Annotated in this window: 20 protein-coding genes; 8 read left to right on the plus strand and 12 right to left on the minus strand. The window is 60.9% G+C overall.

What is annotated here, in order from left to right:
• Positions 1–7: 7 nt before the first annotated feature.
• The 3 genes from B0E42_RS20100 to B0E42_RS20110 are packed head-to-tail and all read right to left on the minus strand — an operon-like array spanning position 8 to position 1,125.
• Positions 8–631: an SOS response-associated peptidase gene (locus B0E42_RS20100; RefSeq protein WP_053181851.1), complete on the minus strand. Its 624-nt coding sequence runs from the start codon at positions 629–631 to the stop codon at positions 8–10.
• Positions 632–670: 39 nt separating this feature from the next.
• Positions 671–931, minus strand: coding sequence for a putative signal transducing protein (locus B0E42_RS20105; protein ID WP_024619861.1), 261 nt, complete (start codon positions 929–931; stop codon positions 671–673).
• An 11-nt stretch (positions 932–942) separates the two neighbouring features.
• Positions 943–1,125 (minus strand): CPXCG motif-containing cysteine-rich protein, encoded by a 183-nt coding sequence (locus tag B0E42_RS20110; protein ID WP_053181855.1) that lies wholly within the window; start codon positions 1,123–1,125, stop codon positions 943–945.
• A gap of 139 nt (positions 1,126–1,264) precedes the next feature.
• On the opposite strand from B0E42_RS20110, the gene B0E42_RS20115 reads away from it, so the two are divergent.
• Positions 1,265–2,431 (plus strand): 1-acyl-sn-glycerol-3-phosphate acyltransferase, encoded by a 1,167-nt coding sequence (locus B0E42_RS20115; protein ID WP_053181857.1) that lies wholly within the window; start codon positions 1,265–1,267, stop codon positions 2,429–2,431.
• Between the two features lie 185 nt (positions 2,432–2,616).
• Here B0E42_RS20115 and B0E42_RS20120 read toward each other — a convergent pair whose 3' ends face one another.
• The gene (locus tag B0E42_RS20120; RefSeq protein WP_014340169.1) at positions 2,617–2,898 is read right to left on the minus strand and encodes a hypothetical protein; all 282 of its coding nucleotides are present in this window, start codon (positions 2,896–2,898) and stop codon (positions 2,617–2,619) included.
• Between the two features lie 253 nt (positions 2,899–3,151).
• Between B0E42_RS20120 and B0E42_RS20125 the strand changes: the two genes are divergently transcribed.
• On the plus strand, positions 3,152–3,358 hold the full coding sequence (locus B0E42_RS20125) for a hypothetical protein (RefSeq protein ID WP_014340170.1): 207 nt from the start codon (positions 3,152–3,154) through the stop codon (positions 3,356–3,358).
• A gap of 161 nt (positions 3,359–3,519) precedes the next feature.
• Here the strand turns inward: B0E42_RS20125 and B0E42_RS20130 are convergent, their stop codons facing one another.
• Complete coding sequence (locus tag B0E42_RS20130) at positions 3,520–4,104, minus strand: YajG family lipoprotein (protein ID WP_003205489.1); 585 nt, start codon at positions 4,102–4,104, stop codon at positions 3,520–3,522.
• Positions 4,105–4,309: 205 nt separating this feature from the next.
• Between B0E42_RS20130 and B0E42_RS20135 the strand changes: the two genes are divergently transcribed.
• A complete protein-coding gene (locus tag B0E42_RS20135) occupies positions 4,310–4,543 on the plus strand; it encodes a hypothetical protein (protein WP_018606501.1) in 234 nt (77 codons plus the stop codon).
• A 738-nt stretch (positions 4,544–5,281) separates the two neighbouring features.
• Complete coding sequence (gene mqo / locus B0E42_RS20140) at positions 5,282–6,787, plus strand: malate dehydrogenase (quinone) (protein WP_077507125.1); 1,506 nt, start codon at positions 5,282–5,284, stop codon at positions 6,785–6,787.
• A gap of 62 nt (positions 6,788–6,849) precedes the next feature.
• Here mqo and B0E42_RS20145 read toward each other — a convergent pair whose 3' ends face one another.
• From B0E42_RS20145 to B0E42_RS20155, 3 genes are all read right to left on the minus strand, one after another.
• Positions 6,850–7,308, minus strand: a complete 459-nt coding sequence (locus B0E42_RS20145) for a hypothetical protein (protein WP_077507126.1) — start codon at positions 7,306–7,308, stop codon at positions 6,850–6,852.
• A 187-nt stretch (positions 7,309–7,495) separates the two neighbouring features.
• Positions 7,496–7,783 carry a PA4642 family protein gene (locus tag B0E42_RS20150; RefSeq protein WP_018606494.1) on the minus strand — a complete coding sequence of 96 codons (288 nt, stop codon included), beginning with the start codon at positions 7,781–7,783 and terminating at the stop codon, positions 7,496–7,498.
• Between the two features lie 61 nt (positions 7,784–7,844).
• Complete coding sequence (locus B0E42_RS20155) at positions 7,845–8,327, minus strand: hypothetical protein (RefSeq protein ID WP_003205495.1); 483 nt, start codon at positions 8,325–8,327, stop codon at positions 7,845–7,847.
• Between the two features lie 324 nt (positions 8,328–8,651).
• On the opposite strand from B0E42_RS20155, the gene dauA reads away from it, so the two are divergent.
• Positions 8,652–10,394, plus strand: a complete 1,743-nt coding sequence (gene dauA / locus B0E42_RS20160) for a C4-dicarboxylic acid transporter DauA (RefSeq protein WP_077507127.1) — start codon at positions 8,652–8,654, stop codon at positions 10,392–10,394.
• Positions 10,395–10,565: 171 nt separating this feature from the next.
• Here the strand turns inward: dauA and B0E42_RS20165 are convergent, their stop codons facing one another.
• Complete coding sequence (locus B0E42_RS20165; RefSeq protein ID WP_077507128.1) at positions 10,566–11,039, minus strand: WbuC family cupin fold metalloprotein; 474 nt, start codon at positions 11,037–11,039, stop codon at positions 10,566–10,568.
• A gap of 3 nt (positions 11,040–11,042) precedes the next feature.
• The gene (locus B0E42_RS20170) at positions 11,043–11,600 is read right to left on the minus strand and encodes a hypoxanthine-guanine phosphoribosyltransferase (protein ID WP_018606488.1); all 558 of its coding nucleotides are present in this window, start codon (positions 11,598–11,600) and stop codon (positions 11,043–11,045) included.
• Between the two features lie 162 nt (positions 11,601–11,762).
• Between B0E42_RS20170 and upp the strand changes: the two genes are divergently transcribed.
• Both upp and B0E42_RS20180 read left to right on the plus strand, forming a co-directional pair.
• On the plus strand, positions 11,763–12,401 hold the full coding sequence (upp, locus tag B0E42_RS20175; protein WP_018606486.1) for a uracil phosphoribosyltransferase: 639 nt from the start codon (positions 11,763–11,765) through the stop codon (positions 12,399–12,401).
• 2 nt (positions 12,402–12,403) lie between these two features.
• A complete protein-coding gene (locus B0E42_RS20180; RefSeq protein WP_077507129.1) occupies positions 12,404–13,678 on the plus strand; it encodes a uracil-xanthine permease family protein in 1,275 nt (424 codons plus the stop codon).
• Positions 13,679–13,812: 134 nt separating this feature from the next.
• Here the strand turns inward: B0E42_RS20180 and hemH are convergent, their stop codons facing one another.
• Together hemH and B0E42_RS20190 are read right to left on the minus strand one after the other, a co-directional pair.
• On the minus strand, positions 13,813–14,838 hold the full coding sequence (gene hemH / locus B0E42_RS20185) for a ferrochelatase (protein WP_018606482.1): 1,026 nt from the start codon (positions 14,836–14,838) through the stop codon (positions 13,813–13,815).
• Positions 14,839–14,851: 13 nt separating this feature from the next.
• A complete protein-coding gene (locus B0E42_RS20190) occupies positions 14,852–15,751 on the minus strand; it encodes a TIGR01777 family oxidoreductase (protein WP_053181872.1) in 900 nt (299 codons plus the stop codon).
• A gap of 196 nt (positions 15,752–15,947) precedes the next feature.
• Here B0E42_RS20190 and B0E42_RS20195 point away from each other — a divergent pair, with 196 nt between their 5' ends.
• The gene (locus B0E42_RS20195) at positions 15,948–16,934 is read left to right on the plus strand and encodes an NAD(P)/FAD-dependent oxidoreductase (protein WP_077507130.1); all 987 of its coding nucleotides are present in this window, start codon (positions 15,948–15,950) and stop codon (positions 16,932–16,934) included.
• The last annotated feature ends 150 nt before the right edge of the window (positions 16,935–17,084 follow it).

The following is a 17,084-nucleotide window of genomic DNA, read 5'->3' on the forward strand; positions in this document are numbered from 1 at the left end:
GCAAAACTCAAGCCGGGGTCAAGCACTCCGGCCCATTGAGTTTCGGATCATTGACCATGTTGGCCAACACCCGCTCGCGCAGTGGCGCCGGCTCGCTTGCCAGCAGCCCTTGCAAGGCATGCAGCGGTGTCTCGGGGTCGAGCCACAGGCGCTGACCTTCTTCGTCCAGAATCAACGGCCGGCGCTGGCCCGCCGCTGGCTGGGTGATGACCGCCGTGCTCAGCCACACCTGTTCCTGTACCGGATACGCCTCCCAGATCGCGGCAAAAAACAGTGATGAACCCTCTCCCGGCGTCAGCCAGTACGGACGCTTGCGCGTGCCGCCGCGCCACTCATAGAAACCATTGGCCGGCAGCAGGCAGCGGCGCAGGCGCAAGGCCTCGCGGAACATCGGTTGTTCGGCCACGGTTTCGGCCCGAGCATGGGCCGGCGTGCGGGACAGGTCGGTCAGCCACGGCGGCGTCAGGCCCCAGCGCGCCCGGGCCAGTTCGCGCTGGCCCTCGGCGCCGGCCCGCAGCATCAGCACCGAATCGTTGGGCGAAATATTCCATTGGGCCTTCTGATCGGCGGGGAAACCGGGCAGGGCCGCGAAGCTGGGGTTCCAGCGAAACAGGGCAAAACGTCCACACATGGGGCAACACGACTCTTGATCGAACGAACGACCGCCAGCCTAACAGACCAGCGTGCCGGGGTAGCTGTCCGGTTCATCGCCGGGCAACGGCAGTGCGACATTGTACGCGGCGATCAACTCCCGGGCGTATTGCGCCTGCTCGTCTTCCACCGCCAGTCCCAGCAGGCCCTGCATGGGCAACTCCCCCGCACCGCCCAGCAGATCGCGCCCCACCAGATGCGCCGTGATGCCTTCACTGGCAAGCATGCCTTGCAGCAACTCGCCTTCCATCAGGTTTTCCAGCTCGTAGATTCGCTGCATGGGCGCCCCCTTCACTCGTTTTCGCTGCGGACCTCGAGATGCCACTCATCTTCATGGACCTGCAGCACGAAGGTGATCGGGCGGCAACACACCGGACAGTCCTCAATATAGGTCTGGTCGCCGCCGGACAAATCCAGAACCGCTTCCGCTGGTTCACCGCAATAAGGACATTCGTAGCGTTCGGTTTCCAGCATCGCGGTCTCCCAGGTGACTTGTGCGTATAATCGCCGGTCTATTTGCAGGGCTATTTTTGTCTGGCTTATCTTCCAGGCCGTACCCTGTCGTTTTTTCGTTAGAACCTTTACTTACCCTAGCCGTTTCCAACAAGAGAGCATGATGGGCGAATTCGATGCCATCCGACCTTACGACGACAGCGAAGTCCCAGCGGTGCTGGCACGACTGCTTGGCGACAAGGCGTTTCTAGATATCCTCACCCACTTCCGCTTCCCACGCCTGGCCGGCGCCTTCGGCTGGATGCTCAAACCCCTTATAGCGCAAAGATTGCGCCGTGAGTTCGCCGGCGTGACGTCGGTCGCCACGTTGCAGGACAAGGTGGAGTTCTACGTCGACCACACCATCGAGCGCGCCACCGATGGCGTGACCTATACCGGGGTGGAGCAATTCAAGTCCGGCAGTGCGTACCTGTTCATCGCCAACCACCGCGATATCGTGATGGACCCGGCCTTCGTCAACTATGCCGTGTACCACGCCGGCCTGCCGACCCCGCGCATCGCCATTGGCGACAACCTGCTGCAAAAGCCTTTTGTCAGCGACCTGATGCGCCTGAACAAGAGCTTCATCGTGCACCGCTCCATCACCGGCCGACGGGAAAAAATGGCGGCGTACCAGTTGTTGTCGGCGTACATCAACCATTCGATCCGCCACGACTGCGCCTCGATCTGGATCGCCCAGGCCGAAGGACGGGCCAAGGACGGTGACGACCGGACCGAATCGGCGATCCTCAAGATGTTCCACATGAGCCGCAAGGACGAGCCGTTCGGCGAGGTGATCCAGTCACTGAACCTCACACCGGTGTCGATCAGCTACGAATACGACCCCTGCGACCAGGCCAAGGCCCGCGAGTTGTACATCCGCGCCACCACTGGCACCTACACCAAGGTCCCGGGCGAGGACGACGTGAGCATCGCCAAGGGCATCACCGGCTACAAGGGCCGGGTCCACGTGAACTTCGCCGCGCCCATCACCGAGCTGTTCGAGGACACCAAGCAATTGGCCCAGGAGATGGATCGGCAGATTCTCGGCGGCTACCGCCTGTTCCCGGTGCACTACCTGGCTTATGCCCAATGGGCCGACACCGACCCGCAGTTGCAGGTGCCTAAGGCGGCCGAGGTGTTCGGTGCCGAAGAGCTGGCCAAGGCCCAGGAAGAATGGCAACGCCGGCTGGACGCTTGCCCGCCGGAACACCGGCCGTTCCTGGTGCTGCAATACGCAACGCCGGTGCGCAATCAGTATCGGGTCAAGGCTGGGTTGGCGCTTTAAGCGACAGCTCTGAGGTACAAGCTCCCTTTGGCGAGGGAGCTTGCTGTGGCGAGGGGATTTACCCCCGCTGGGCTGCGTAGCAGCCCCGAGATCTCGGGCTAGCCCAAGGGCTTGCGACTGCTACGCACTCGAGCGGGGATAAATCCCCTCGCCACAAAGAAGTACACTCGACACAGATTGCTTCATCAGAACTGCGTACTGATCCACGACACCAGCAACGCCAGCGCCAGGCAACCAAAGCCAAACCGGTAGAAAAACCGGTTCATCCGCTGAGTGGCCAGATCCAGCAGCGCTTCAAATCGTTCGTTGCCATCGCGATTGCGTGCTTCAAGGCAGGCTCGCGCCCGTTGTTCACGGCGGCGCGTCGCATGCAGCACCCAGCCACCCGGGCAGGCAAACAGCAACGCGAGCAGGTTGATCAGTTTGGCGGGGTGGGCGGCGAACAACGAAAGCAGATGCGACGACATCACGAACCTCAAGCGAAAAAACGGACAGGACACGCCCGGGACCTACAAACAGGGCGCGGATTCTACCGAAAGCCTGACGCCCTGCACCGCTTTTTCCGACCAGTAACGATCCCCTACAGGATTGGATGCTTTTGTGGCGAGGGGATTTATCCCCTCGCCACAGGGGCGGGCTCAATTTTCTAATTTCACCCGTCACGGTTTCGTCATCTGATTAGGCCACTCTGTCGCCCTTCAAACCTGCACGGAACCCGTCATGCTGCACGCCGAAAACCAGGACCGCCTCTATCTCATCAGCCCAAGCGACGAACAACAGAACCTCGTCGACAGTCTGTCCTTCAACGTGCAGGACCGACATTGGCTGGTGTATTGCGCCCTCGGCGGCCATCAACATGCCGACCTGCCGGAGACAGACCTGCTGACCGGGATCAGCGTACTGGAGCTGTACTCAGAGGCTGCATGACGGTTCCATTCTGTGGGAGCAAGGCTTGCCCGCGATGAGGGCGGCACCTTCGACAATGCAGGGAAGGACAGATCGCTATCGCGGGCAAGCCTTGCTCCCACAGGTCACAAGCCTCATCGCCCCCCTGGGCCATTGCAGCCCAGGGTCATGCGGCCGAAATCTTACTCAGCCAGCACCTGGCCAATGGTCGGGTCCTTGAACAGCCGGGTCAGGGCATCGCTCAAGACATCGCTGACCAGCTTGGTGTTGGTGTCCTGGTTAGGCGCCATGCCGAAGCGCTGGTCCAGGGAAGCACCGTAACGACCGCTGTAGCGGCGGTTGGCGTTCTGCACGTCGGAGCGAAAGGTCGCGCCGATGGTGGCTTCGGTCACGTACATGCCTTCCTTGGGCGACTGGTACTTGAGCTCGGCCAGGGTCACGGTCAGTTGCGGTGCATTCAAGGCATTGGCGGTCGGCGTGAAGCCCAGCAAACGCACGGCGGCTTCAGCCTGGGCCTGCAGCTTGGGCAGGATCTGCGCGCCCTGCACCGTGATCACACTGGTTTCCGGATACAGCCCGCCACGGGTGCCGAGCGTCGGCGACGGACGACCGTCCACCACCCGCACCACCACCGGCTGGCCACGACCCACAGGCGCCAGCTGGGCATTGAGCTTGGGCTCCGGGTTAAGTTGTTGCGGGCTGTGGGCGCAGCCGACGAGGGTCAGACTGGTCACAGCGATCAAACCGAACAACAGGCGTTGCAACATGCTCTTCTCTCCAGAATCGGGCACAAACAGGCCGGCAGTATAGCGGTGCGCCATCGCCGTGAACTAGCGTCGCACGATGAATACTGAAATGTCTGACACGGGCCGTGGTTGCCGGTTCCTGTCACCCCATTGTCACGGTCCTTACACCGGCATGTCATGGGCCGCTGCCAGGCTTGTCCCAAGCTCCCTGACCCGGTATTCGATCATGCGCTTCCTTATTTCCCTGTTCACCCCTCGCCCTCATCACCGCAGCTTCGCTTTGCTCGATCGCGACGGCCGTTGCCAGGCGTTCAAGCAGTGCAGCCTGCAACCCATGGGCGAAGGCTGGGTGGAAATCGAAGAGATCCGTCTCAACTGGCTGCATCAGCCATTGCCCGCCAGCGCCCGCGTGCAACCGCTTCCTGCCCGCGCACGTAACCGGCAGCTGTTGACCATCTGACCGGACGGCTAATAAAAGTCATTAAACACGACCATTTCCCTGCGTTTCTTCGATATAATCTCCCCCCGATTATAAGGACGTCTCCTGATCGGGCCTCGCAACACCGCTGATGCGCTGGTATTGGCACCCCGCAACGCCCACAGAGAGCCGCCCACACAGATCGAGTGAAGCTGGCGTGCTTGCTGTTCCTCCAGGCAAAACACCACTTTTCGCGAATCTGCAGAGCTGTCATTACGCTCGGTCACTGAGCTGTCTGCCCGTTTTGCCTGTCATGTACTACATGGGGGCAACCAAACCGGGCGCAGTGCCAGGCTGGGACAGCCCTTTTTTGAGGTTCACGTCTTCAAAAGAGCGTGAAAAAACGGGTTTTCACAACTTCACGAGAGTGTGGCGAGCAAATGAAGAGTTTTGCGTCTGAACAAGCACCATTAGCGTCTGAAACAGCCCAACGACACAGGACCGGATATCGCTCAAGAACCGGCGCCTGAAGCCTGTCCGCTACGGATTTGGTTGCACGAACGGATGTCTCGGCCATAAGTCGAATTGCCTGCCCGGCGCTTAAATGAGTTCATGTGACTCTTGAGGCCAGGCTGCATGCATCCGCAGTAGGTGCGAAAAATTGCGAAGATTCGGACATGGCGATCCTGGCCATGGATAACTGGGGCGCAACTGACCTGCCCCGCCACTCATGGCCGCTATGCCGACAATTTGGTGCTGCAGATTTTGGAGACGCGTTAAATGGCGCATAACGAAGCAGTTGATGTAGTTCTGGTAGGGGCCGGCATCATGAGTGCCACCCTGGCCGTACTGCTCAAGGAGCTCGACCCCGCGATCTCGCTGGAAGTCGTCGAGCTGATGGATTCCGGTGCCGCGGAGAGTTCCAACCCTTGGAACAACGCCGGTACCGGCCACGCCGGGCTGTGTGAGCTCAATTACACGCCCCAGGCGGCCGACGGCAATGTCGACATCAAGAAAGCCGTGCACATCAACACCCAGTTCGAGGTGTCGAAGCAGTTCTGGACGTACCTGACCAAAAAAAGCACGTTCGGCTCCTCCAAGTCCTTCATCGCCCCGGTGCCACACCTGAGCTTCGTGCAAGGCGAGAAAGGCGTGTCGTTCCTGAAGAAGCGCTTCGAGCTGATGCACCAGCATCACGCCTTTGCCGACATGGAATACACCGAGGACAAGGCCCGGATGGCCGAGTGGATGCCGCTGATGATGCCTGGCCGGCCTGACGACGAAGTCATCGCCGCCACCCGCGTCATGAACGGTACCGACGTCAACTTCGGGGCCCTGACCAACCAGTTGCTCAAGCACCTGACCAGCGCCCCGGACACCCAGGTCAAATACTGCAAGCGCGTCACCGGCCTCAAGCGTAACGGCAGTGGCTGGACCGTGAGCATCAAGGACGTCAATTCCGGCAGCAGCCGCGATGTCGACGCCAAGTTCGTGTTCCTCGGTGCCGGCGGTGCGGCGTTGCCGCTGCTGCAGGCCTCGGGCATCGAGGAAAGCAAGGGCTTCGGCGGCTTCCCGGTCAGCGGTCAGTGGCTGCGTTGCGACAACCCGGAAGTGGTCAAGCACCACCAGGCCAAGGTCTACAGCCAGGCCGCCGTGGGCTCGCCGCCGATGTCGGTGCCGCACCTGGACACCCGCGTGGTCGATGGCAAGAAATCCCTGCTGTTCGGGCCGTACGCCGGTTTCACCACCAAGTTCCTCAAGCACGGCTCGATCATGGACCTGCCGCTGTCGGTACGTGCCGGCAACATCGGCCCGATGCTGGCCGTGGCCCGGGACAACATGGACCTGACCAAGTACCTGATCAGCGAAGTGATGCAGTCCATGGAACAGCGCCTGGAATCCCTGCGTCGCTTCTACCCCGAGGCGAAAGCCGAGGACTGGCGCCTGGAAGTGGCCGGTCAACGGGTGCAGATCATCAAGAAAGACCCGAAGAAAGGTGGCGTCCTGCAGTTCGGCACCGAACTGGTGGCGGCCAAGGACGGCAGCCTCGCCGCCCTGCTCGGCGCATCGCCGGGTGCTTCGGTGACCGTGTCGATCATGCTGGAACTGATCGAGCGCTGCTTCCCGGACAAAACCAAGGGCGAGTGGGCTACCAAGCTCGCAGAAATCTTCCCGGCCCGGGAAAAAGTGCTGGAAACCGACGCGGCGCTGTATCGCAAGATCAACGCGCAGAACAACGTTGCGTTGGAGTTGGTTGAAGACAGCAAGGCGCAAAGTTACGCCTGACGCTTGCAGTCAATATAAAAAGCCTCCCGTGCAGACGGGGGGCTTTTTATTTTCCTGCGGTGTTACTTCATGGTGAACTTGACGCGTGTTCCACCGTTACGAACATAGCCGTCATGATCTTCAACATCAATCAATTGAGCGACACAATAATCCGTCGGCTCCGCTTTGACCCAGCGACGATAAGGCATCGCCCCCTCACTGATCGGTGTTCTTGCGACATGCCCAAAGCTGAAATGACAGGTGCGGCGGTCTTGCGTGTAGCTGAAGGCCTCCCGCTCGTCGCGCGATTGGGGCAGATAGTACGTTAGCTCCTGGCTTTCACCGGGGCTTATCCAAAAATTGTGGCCCGAACTGGCCCAATATTCAGTCCAGCTAAAGCCGCTACCGGGAACAATGTCGGTTGCTGTTGCGTTGTAGATCTCGACATTGAGAATGTCATCCCGCGCATAGGACACTGAACTTGCCAGGCACGCTGCCAAAGGCAATAACACCCCAGCGATACATTTATTTTTAACTTCCATGATGAGTACAGCTCCATTTAAACAATAACGTCAAAGCCAATTGGCTTCGACGCAAAGTAATGGAATTTCAAATAAAACAGAACAGCCCGAATGGTGACATAACCTTTCAGAGCGATGTGCAAAAGAAAAAATTAGTTGCGTTCAAGCGGAATACTCAACGCTCCGAAGAGCGTTGATGGACGTTAATTCAGCCGCGGGCTTTTTTGATCAACTCAATATATTCCTCGGCATTACGCTGGTCCTTGATCAGCGCAACGAAATCATTGCCGTGCTCATCCTTGCCGTTGAGGTCATGGCCGGCCTCGACGAAGAACGTCAGGAAGCGTTCAAAGTCATCGACCCGCAGGCCGCGGTAGGCCTTGATCAGTTTGTGCAGCGACGGCGACGTGGCATCGACCGGTTCGAAATTGAGGAACAGCTTGATCTGTTCATCGCCAATCTCGTCGCCAATCACTTGTTTCTTGTCTTTACGCATTGCCGGCTCCAGCTCGCACAGTTCACGGGGCGGGCAGTTTACCCCCGGCAGGCCTCGGGGCTCAACGCGGGCGTTCGGCACCGGTGTGCAGGTCGGCCCAGATATGGCCGTTGGCGTAAGTAAGAAACTGCACATAGACCGTGTTGTTGCGCAGCAGATCGATGACCACCCGGTACTGGGCCTGTGGATAAGACAGCGTCAGGGTCTTGCTCGCCTCGTCGAAAACCGGTTTCTTCAGGCTTTTGCTTTCGCCGTCGAAGTTGAGGATCACCTGGCTGAGGGTCGCGCCCTTGTTCATCGGCTTGCCCTTGAGGCGGACCAGCAAGGGCGAAGTGACCGGAATCGGTTGCTGGTTGGACTGACGCTGGTTACCCAGTACCACCGAATACTCGGTCACTTGCAGCAACTGCTGCTGTTCAGGCTGTTCCTGGCGCACCACCAGGTCATCAGGCGGCAGGAATTGACTGTGCATCGGCGCAGCCTCGGCCGCCAAGGGCAGACTGGAGATCAACAGCAAAGTGGCGCAGCGGATCAATACACGCATGACAAGCTCCGGGGTCTTGGCCGGGCACTCTAGCATGAGCCTAAGCGGTAAAAATAACGATCCAGATCAATACATCCGCGCAACGAGCACGGCATACTCAAAGAGCCATCAGCCCTGACACCCGCCACAGAATGCTTTTTGTGGCGAGGGGATTTATCCCCGCTGGGCTGCGAAGCAGCCCCAAACCGGATACTCGGTGAGTCAGATAGATCACCCCAACCCGATGGGGGCCGCTTCGCAGCCCAGCGGGGATAAATCCCCTCGCCACAGGTTGGGTGTTTGCCGGGAGTTCGGTGTTTGCCCCGTTCACTTAGTGGAGTGCCCATGTCTTTCTCCGCCCCACCATTGTTTGCCGCCTGGCGCCAAACCTGGCGCGCCGGTTACACCCTTGAGCGCCTGCGTGGCGACCTGGTGGCCGGGCTGACCGTCGGCATCATCGCCATCCCTCTGGCCATGGCCCTGGCGATTGCCGTTGGCGTACCGCCGCAACATGGCTTGTACACGGTGTTGGTGGCCGCGCCCTTGATCGCCCTCACCGGCGGCTCGCGCTTCAACGTCAGCGGGCCGACGGCGGCGTTCGTGGTGATCCTGCTGCCCATCACCCAACAATATGGCCTCGGCGGCCTGTTGTTATGCACCATGCTCGCCGGCCTGATTCTCATCACCCTGGGGTTGATGCGCGCCGGACGGCTGATCCAATACATCCCCTACCCGGTGATCCTCGGCTTTACCGCCGGGATCGGCGTGGTCATCGCCACCTTGCAACTCAAGGATCTGCTGGGGCTGACCACCGTCGGGCAAGCCAAGCACTACATCGAACAGTTGGGCGAACTGATCGTGGCGCTGCCCAGTGCCCGACTCGGCGATGGCATCATCGGCGTCACGTGCCTGGCAGTACTGATTGCCTGGCCACGCTGGGTACCGCGGGTTCCCGGGCATTTGGTTGCCTTGCTGGTCGGGGCCCTATTGGGACTGGCGCTGGAGCACGGCGGTTGGCCGGTGGCGACATTGGGTGAGCGTTTCAGCTACGTGGTCGATGGCATCAGCCACCCCGGTATCCCGCCGTTTTTACCGAGCTTCGACTGGCCATGGAACCTGCCAGATGGCCAAGGCCATCCCCTGACGCTTTCCTATGACCTGATCCGCCAATTACTGGGCCCGGCCTTCGCCATTGCCATGCTTGGCGCCATCGAATCGCTGTTGTGCGCCGTGGTGGCGGATGGCATGACCGGCAGCAAGCACGACCCCAATGCCGAGCTGATCGGCCAAGGCCTGGGTAACCTCGTGGCGCCGCTGTTCGGCGGTATCACCGCCACGGCGGCCATTGCCCGCAGTGCGACCAATGTGCGCAGCGGCGCCTCTTCACCGCTGGCCGCGATCATTCACAGCCTTGTGGTGCTGCTGGCGATGGTGCTGCTGGCGCCACTGTTCAGCTACCTGCCCATGGCTGCCCTGGCGGCGCTACTGGTGATAGTGGCCTGGAACATGAGCGAAGCCGGACACGTGCTGCATACCTTGCGCATCGCCCCGCGCAGCGACGTACTGGTGCTGCTGACCTGCCTTAGCCTGACCGTCCTGTTCGACATGGTCATGGCCGTCGCCGTCGGCCTGCTGCTGGCCGCCGGGCTGTTCATCAAGCGCATGAGCGAACTGACCGACAGCGCCGAACTGCCCCGCCACTTCCACCAGGCCCTGCTGGACATGCCCGAGCATGTGCGTTGCTACGGGATTCGCGGACCGCTGTTCTTCGGCGCGGCGGAAAAAGCCCTGGATGTGCTGCGCAAGTTCGATCCGGGGGTCCGGGTGGTGGTCGTGGAAATGAGCGCCGTGCCCATGCTGGACATGACCGCGCTGGCCGCGTTCGAAAACATCCTGAAGGATTACCGCAAGCAGGGCATCGGCCTGATCCTGGTCGCGACGGCGCCAAGGGTGCGCCTGAAACTGCGCCGCGCCGGCATTCATCGCGAGCAGCGGCAATTGGCGTATGTGCAGACCCTGGAGCAGGCGCGGATCAAGAGCGAGCAATGGCTGGCTGCCAATAGCACCGCCCACTCACGACTGGCTTGATCTGTAGTGAGGGCGCAGATGGGCAGCTAAATTCATGTGGCGAGGGGATTTATCCCCGCTGGGCTGCGAAGCAGCCCTAAAAACAGGCAACCCGTTATGTCAGGCTGATCGAGTCGATCGGTTTGGGGTCGCTTCGCAACCCAGCGGGGATAAATCCCCTCGCCACAGGTATTAGTCGAACTGGGCGCGCATCCAGGCATGGTATTGCGCCACGCCGGCCTCGCCTTCACGGGGCGCCCAGTGGGCCAGTTCGCCCTCGCCCACGGGCCGGTAGGGGCCGGCCTTGCATTCGAACATCAGGCTGTCGGCTTCCAGCACCACCAATCCGTGATACACACCGGCCGGCAGGTCAACGCCGAGGCAACCACCACCAGCCTGCAGGATGCGCTTGTCCACCACCGCGCCGGCTTCATCGAAGATCAATACCCCCAACCGGCCCTTGAGCACCAGCAAGGTTTCCGCCTTGTCGGCGCTCAGGTGGCGGTGCGGCGGGATGTAGGTCGAAGGCTGTAAGCCCACCGCCATGCGGTGGCACGGCTCATCCATCTCATGGAAGTTATGATGCTGCCGCCCACGAGGACTGGCCGCAGATTTTTCGGCCAAGTCATCGAACAGTGCATGATCCAGAAAGCTTGGCCGAGTCATCGATTACATGCCCTTGACGGCGAAAATGCCATTGGCGTTGCGCCAGTAACCTTTGTAGTCCATGCCGTAGCCGAAGATATAGCGGTCGATGCACGGCAGGCCGACGAAATCGGCTTTCAAGTCAGGACGGGCCTTGCGGTCGTGGTCCTTGTCGATCAGCACGGCGGTGTGCACGGCGCGGGCACCGGCGTGTTTGCAGAAGTCGATGATCGCGCCCAGGGTGTGACCTTCGTCGAGGATGTCGTCGATGATCAGCACGTCGCGGTCGATGAACGAGACTTCCGGCTTGGCTTTCCAGAACAGGTCGCCGCCGCTGGTTTCGTTGCGATAACGCGTCGCGTGCAAGTAGGACGCTTCGAGGGGGAAGTTCAGGTAGGTCAGCAGCTTGCCGGAGAAAATCAGCCCGCCGTTCATGACGCAGAACACCACCGGGTTGGCCTCGGCCAGTTGGTCGTTGATTTGCGCACCGACACGGGCGATGGCCGCTTCGACTTCGGCTTCGGTGTACAGGCAGTCAGCCTCTCGCATGATTTGACGGATATGCTCGAGATCAGCGGACATGTCGCTCTCCAGGGGTAGCGGATCGGAAAAACCGGCAAAGGTACGCACCCCGCCCGGCCAGATCAAGCGTTTGTGGACTAACGTTCCGTATTGTCTATAGGACAACACCCTCGGATAGATTAATCTAAACCGGTTTTTTTGCCCGCCGTCGGAGCCTTCCCCATGCCCATCCTCGAGATCCGCCATCCGCTGATCAGACACAAACTCGGCCTGATGCGCCGCGCTGACATCAGCACGAAGAACTTCCGTGAACTCGCCCAGGAAGTCGGTGCCCTGCTCACCTACGAGGCCACCAAGGACCTGCCGCTGGAGTCTTATGAAATCGACGGCTGGGCCGGTACGGTCCAGGTCGAGAAAATCGCCGGCAAGAAGATCACCGTGGTGCCGATCCTGCGCGCCGGCATCGGCATGCTCGAAGGCGTACTGAGCCTGATCCCGGGGGCCAAGGTCAGCGCTGTGGGCGTAGCTCGCAACGAGCAGACCCTGCAGGCGCACACCTACCTGGAAAAACTGGTGCCGGAAATCGACGAGCGCCTGGCGATGATCATCGACCCGATGCTCGCCACCGGCAGCTCCATGGTCGCCACCATCGACCTGTTGAAAAAGGCCGGTTGCCGGGACATCCGCGCCATGGTGCTGGTCGCGGCCCCCGAAGGCATCAAGGCCGTGCACGATGCCCACCCGGATGTGACCATCTACACCGCGTCCATCGATCAGAAACTCAACGAACACGGCTATATCATCCCGGGCCTGGGCGATGCCGGCGACAAAATCTTCGGCACCAAGCAGAAGGACGCTTGAGCATGCAGGATGAGTTCAACGATCCGCTCTGGCGCCAGGTGCTGTCTGGCGCGCAGATGCTGTTCGTCGCCTTCGGTGCGCTGGTACTGATGCCGCTGATCACCGGGCTGGACCCTAACGTGGCGCTGTTCACGGCCGGCCTGGGAACGCTCCTGTTCCAAATCGTCACCGGGCGCCAGGTGCCGGTGTTCCTGGCTTCGAGTTTTGCCTTCATCACCCCGATCATCCTCGCCAAGGGCCAGTTCGGCCTGGCCGCGACCATGGGCGGTGTGATGGCGGCAGGTTTCGTCTACACCTTTCTGGGCCTGGCGGTGAAGATCAAGGGCACCGGGTTCATCGACCGGCTGCTGCCGCCGGTGGTGATTGGTCCGGTGATCATTTCCATCGGCCTGGCCATGGCGCCGATTGCCGCCAACATGGCGATGGGCAAGGCCGGCGACGGTACCGAGCTGATTCATTATCAAACCGCGATGCTGATTTCGATGCCGGCCCTGCTCACCACCCTGATCGTGGCGGTGTTCGGCAAAGGCATTTTCCGCCTGGTGCCGATCATTTCCGGCGTGTTGGTGGGCTTTGCCATGGCGTTTTTCTTCGGCGTCGTGGACACCGCGAAAATCGCCGCCGCGCCGTGGTTCGCACTGCCGGCCTTCACCGCGCCGGAGTTCAACTGGCAGGCAATCCTGTTCATCGTGCCGGTCGCCCTGGCACCGGCCATCGAGCACATCGGCGGCGTGATTGCCGTGGGCAGCGTGACCGGTCGCGACTACCTGAAAAAAACCGGCCTGCACCGCACACTGCTCGGTGACGGCATTGCCACCACCGCCGCCGGCCTGTTCGGCGGCCCACCCAACACCACCTACGCCGAAGTGACCGGCGCGGTGATGCTGACCAAAAACTACAACCCGAAGATCATGACCTGGGCGGCGATCTTTGCCATCAGCCTGGCATTCATCGGCAAGTTCGGCGCGCTGCTGCAAAGCATCCCGGTGCCGGTGATGGGCGGGATCCTGTGCCTGCTGTTCGGTTCGATTGCGGCAGTGGGCATGAACACCTTGATCCGCCACAAGATCGACCTGGGCGAGGCACGCAACCTGGTGATCGTTTCGGTGACGTTGGTGTTCGGCATCGGCGGTGTGCTGGTGGGCACCGGCACTGGGCCGGACGACTTCGGCCTCAAAGGCATCGCGCTGTGCGCGGTGGTGGCGATCGCGCTGAACCTGCTGCTGCCGGGCAATGACAGCTGGAAGCAGAAGCAGGCGGATGAGCCGTTCCAGTAAAACGCAGAACTTTCATCGCCCGCACTGCCGTCATCGCGGGCAAGCCTTGCTCCCACAGGTCTTGAGTGGACCATGCTTGAGTGGTCAAGACAAAATCTGTGGGAGCAAGGCTTGCCCGCGATGCTTTTCGAGGTTTACAGAGCTATCGGCGCCCGTTCGCAGAGGGTACTCAACGCCTGCGCCCACTGCGCCTCATCATTAAGGCAAGGCACCAACACCAACTCCTCCCCCCCTGCCGCACGGAACTGCTCGCGGCCGCGATCGCCGATTTCCTCCAGGGTTTCAATGCAGTCGGCCACGAACGCCGGGCACATCACCAAGACTTTCTTCACGCCGCTTTTGGCCAGTTCCTCCAGGCGCGCTTCGGTATAGGGTTCGATCCATTTGGCCCGGCCCAATCGCGACTGGAACGACACCGACCACTGGCCAGCCTTGAGCCCCATGCGTTGGGCGAACAGCTCGGCAGTGCGAATGCATTGCGCGCGGTAACAGGTCGCCATGACCTCCGGCGGCGCGTTCTTACAGCAGTCGGCATCCTTGAAGCAATGAAACCCCGTGGGGTCGAGCTTGGTCAGGTGTCGCTCCGGCAAGCCGTGGAAACTCAACAACAGATGATCGTGCTCCTGCATCAGGTACGGCTTGGCGCTGGCCACCAGGGCGTCGAGGTATTCGGGCTGATCGTAGAACGGCTGGAGAATCGAGAACTGCACATCGAGTTTCTTTTCCCGCGCGACCCGCTTGGCCTCCTCGATCACCGTGGTCACGGTGCTGTCGGCGAACTGCGGGTACAACGGCGCCAACGTGATCTTCTTGTGCCCCTGGCTCGCCAGCCGCACCAGCGCCGATTCAATGGACGGCTCGCCATAACGCATCGCCAGTTCCACTGGGCCCTGGGTCCACTGTGCGGTCATGGCCTGTTGCAACCGACGGCTGAGCACCACCAGCGGCGACCCTTCCTCCCACCAGATCGAGGCATAGGCATGGGCCGACTGCTCAGGACGCTTGATCAGGATCAGCGACACCAGCAAGCGCCGCACCGGCCATGGCAGGTCGATGACATACGGGTCCATCAGGAATTGATTGAGGTAGCGGCGCACATCGGCCACCGAAGTGGAGGCAGGCGAACCCAGATTCACCAGAAGCAACGCGTGATCGGTCATGCAACGTCCTATTTCAAAGGCGGCTGGACAAGTCTTCCAGGGCCGCAGGCAAATCAGTGAAGCGGAATGTGAAACCCGCCGCCTGCAATCGGGCCGGCGTGGCGCGCTGGCCGCCGAGCAACAGCAAGGACAATTCCCCCAGCGCGACTTTCAACGCAAGTTCCGGCATCGGCACCACGGCTGGCCGATGCAATACATGCCCCAGGGCCTTGGCAAAATCGCGGTTGCGTACCGGGTTCGGAGCGCACGCATTATAAGGACCGCTGGCCTCAAAGCGGTGCAGAAGAAAATCAATCAGGGCGATTTGATCGTCAATATGAATCCACGGCATCCACTGCCGACCATTGCCGATACGCCCGCCCAGCGCCAGTTTGAATGGCAACAGCAGCCGCGACAAAAAGCCGCCCTCGGCAGACAGGACCAGGCCGGTACGAACCAGCACCACGCGTATGCCCAACGCCTCGGCCCGTTGTGCGGTTTCTTCCCAGGCAATGCACAACTGGCTGGCGAAATCTTCGCTCACCGGCCCCGATTCCTCGGTCAACTCACGCTCACCACCGTCGCCATACCAGCCCACCGCGGAACCGGAAATCAATACCTGCGGTTTCTGCTCGCAACGCTCCAGCCACGCCAGCAGAACTTCCGTCAACGTGATGCGACTGCTCCACAACAACATCTTGCGCTTGTGGCTCCAGGGCCGATCGGCAATCGGCGCTCCCGCGAGGTTGACCACCGCGTCCACCGGCTCGACAATTTCATCAAGCTTGGCAACGCCTCGCACATCTGCGCCACAGATTTTCGTCACCTCTTCGGGTCGACGACTCCATACCGTCAAGCGATGTCCCTGCCCCAACCAGAGGCGGCAGAGCTGACGTCCGATCAAACCAGTACCGCCGGTCAGCAATATGTGCATGAGATGTTCCTCGCATCGCGTTTTACCCGGCCCATTAGTCTATTTTTATAAGCAGGGATTTTTCGTATCGGACAGGGTCTGTGTTTAACAATAGGACAACCTGCCCAAACGCGAACGGTAAAACTTATACCAAAAACCCGAATTGTACAGGTTTAAACGACGGCGTAGTCTGTACAGAAAGGTAAACGAGGCCCTCATGACTGTACCTATCGCAATCATCGGCACCGGCATCGCCGGACTTTCAGCCGCCCAGGCCCTGACGGAGGCCGGGCACATCGTTCAACTCTTCGATAAAAGCCACGGCAGCGGCGGACGCATGTCGAGCAAGCGCAGCGACGCCGGCGCATTGGACATGGGCGCGCAATACTTCACCGCCCGCGATCGCCGCTTTGTCACGGAAGTCCAGCGCTGGCAAGCCAACGGCTGGGCGGCGGAATGGAACCCACAACTCTACAACTTCCAGAACGGCCAACTGAGCCCATCGCCAGACGAACAGACCCGCTGGGTCGGCGCGCCGCGCATGAGTGCCATCACCCGCGCCTTGCTCGACAAGTTGCAAGTGCAGTTTGCCTGCCGGATCACCGAGGTCTACCGCGGCCAGGAGCACTGGCATTTGCAGGACGCGGAAGGTTTCACCCACGGCCCCTTCGGCCAAGTGGTGATCGCCACGCCCGCTCCCCAGGCCACCGCATTGCTGGCGGCCGTACCGAAGCTGGCCGCAGTGGCCGCCGGCGTGAAGATGGACCCGACCTGGGCCGTGGCGCTGGCTTTCGAAGCACCGCTGGATACGCCCATGGAAGGCTGCTTCGTACAGGACAGCCCCTTGGACTGGCTGGCGCGCAACCGCAGCAAACCGGGACGCGACAGCAAGCTCGACACCTGGGTCCTGCACGCCACCAGCGACTGGAGCCGGCAGCACATCGACCTGTCCAAGGAAGCGGTGATCGAGCACCTGCATGGCGCCTTCGCCGAACTGCTGCACAGTGCAATGCCTGCACCGAGCTTCAGCATGGCCCATCGTTGGCTCTACGCCCGCCCCGCCGGCAGCCACGAATGGGGCGCGCTGGCCGATGCCGACCTGGGCCTGTATGTGTGCGGCGACTGGTGCCTGTCCGGTCGGGTCGAAGGCGCTTGGCTCAGCGGCCAGGAAGCTGCACGCCGTCTGCATGCAAGCCTGCAGTAGATCGCGTCACCCATCGCCCTTCGCTGCTGTCGAAAGAGACAGCAGCCTGCCTGCGACACCGATTGACGTCGCCTTGCCCCACAAATCCGGTTGACTTGTGCACGTTCGGACCTATGATGAAAATATTGTACAGAAATGAAAAACTGTACA

The organism is Pseudomonas sp. A25(2017) (genome assembly GCF_002001065.1).
GTDB classification, from domain to species: Bacteria; Pseudomonadota; Gammaproteobacteria; order Pseudomonadales; family Pseudomonadaceae; genus Aquipseudomonas; species Aquipseudomonas kilonensis.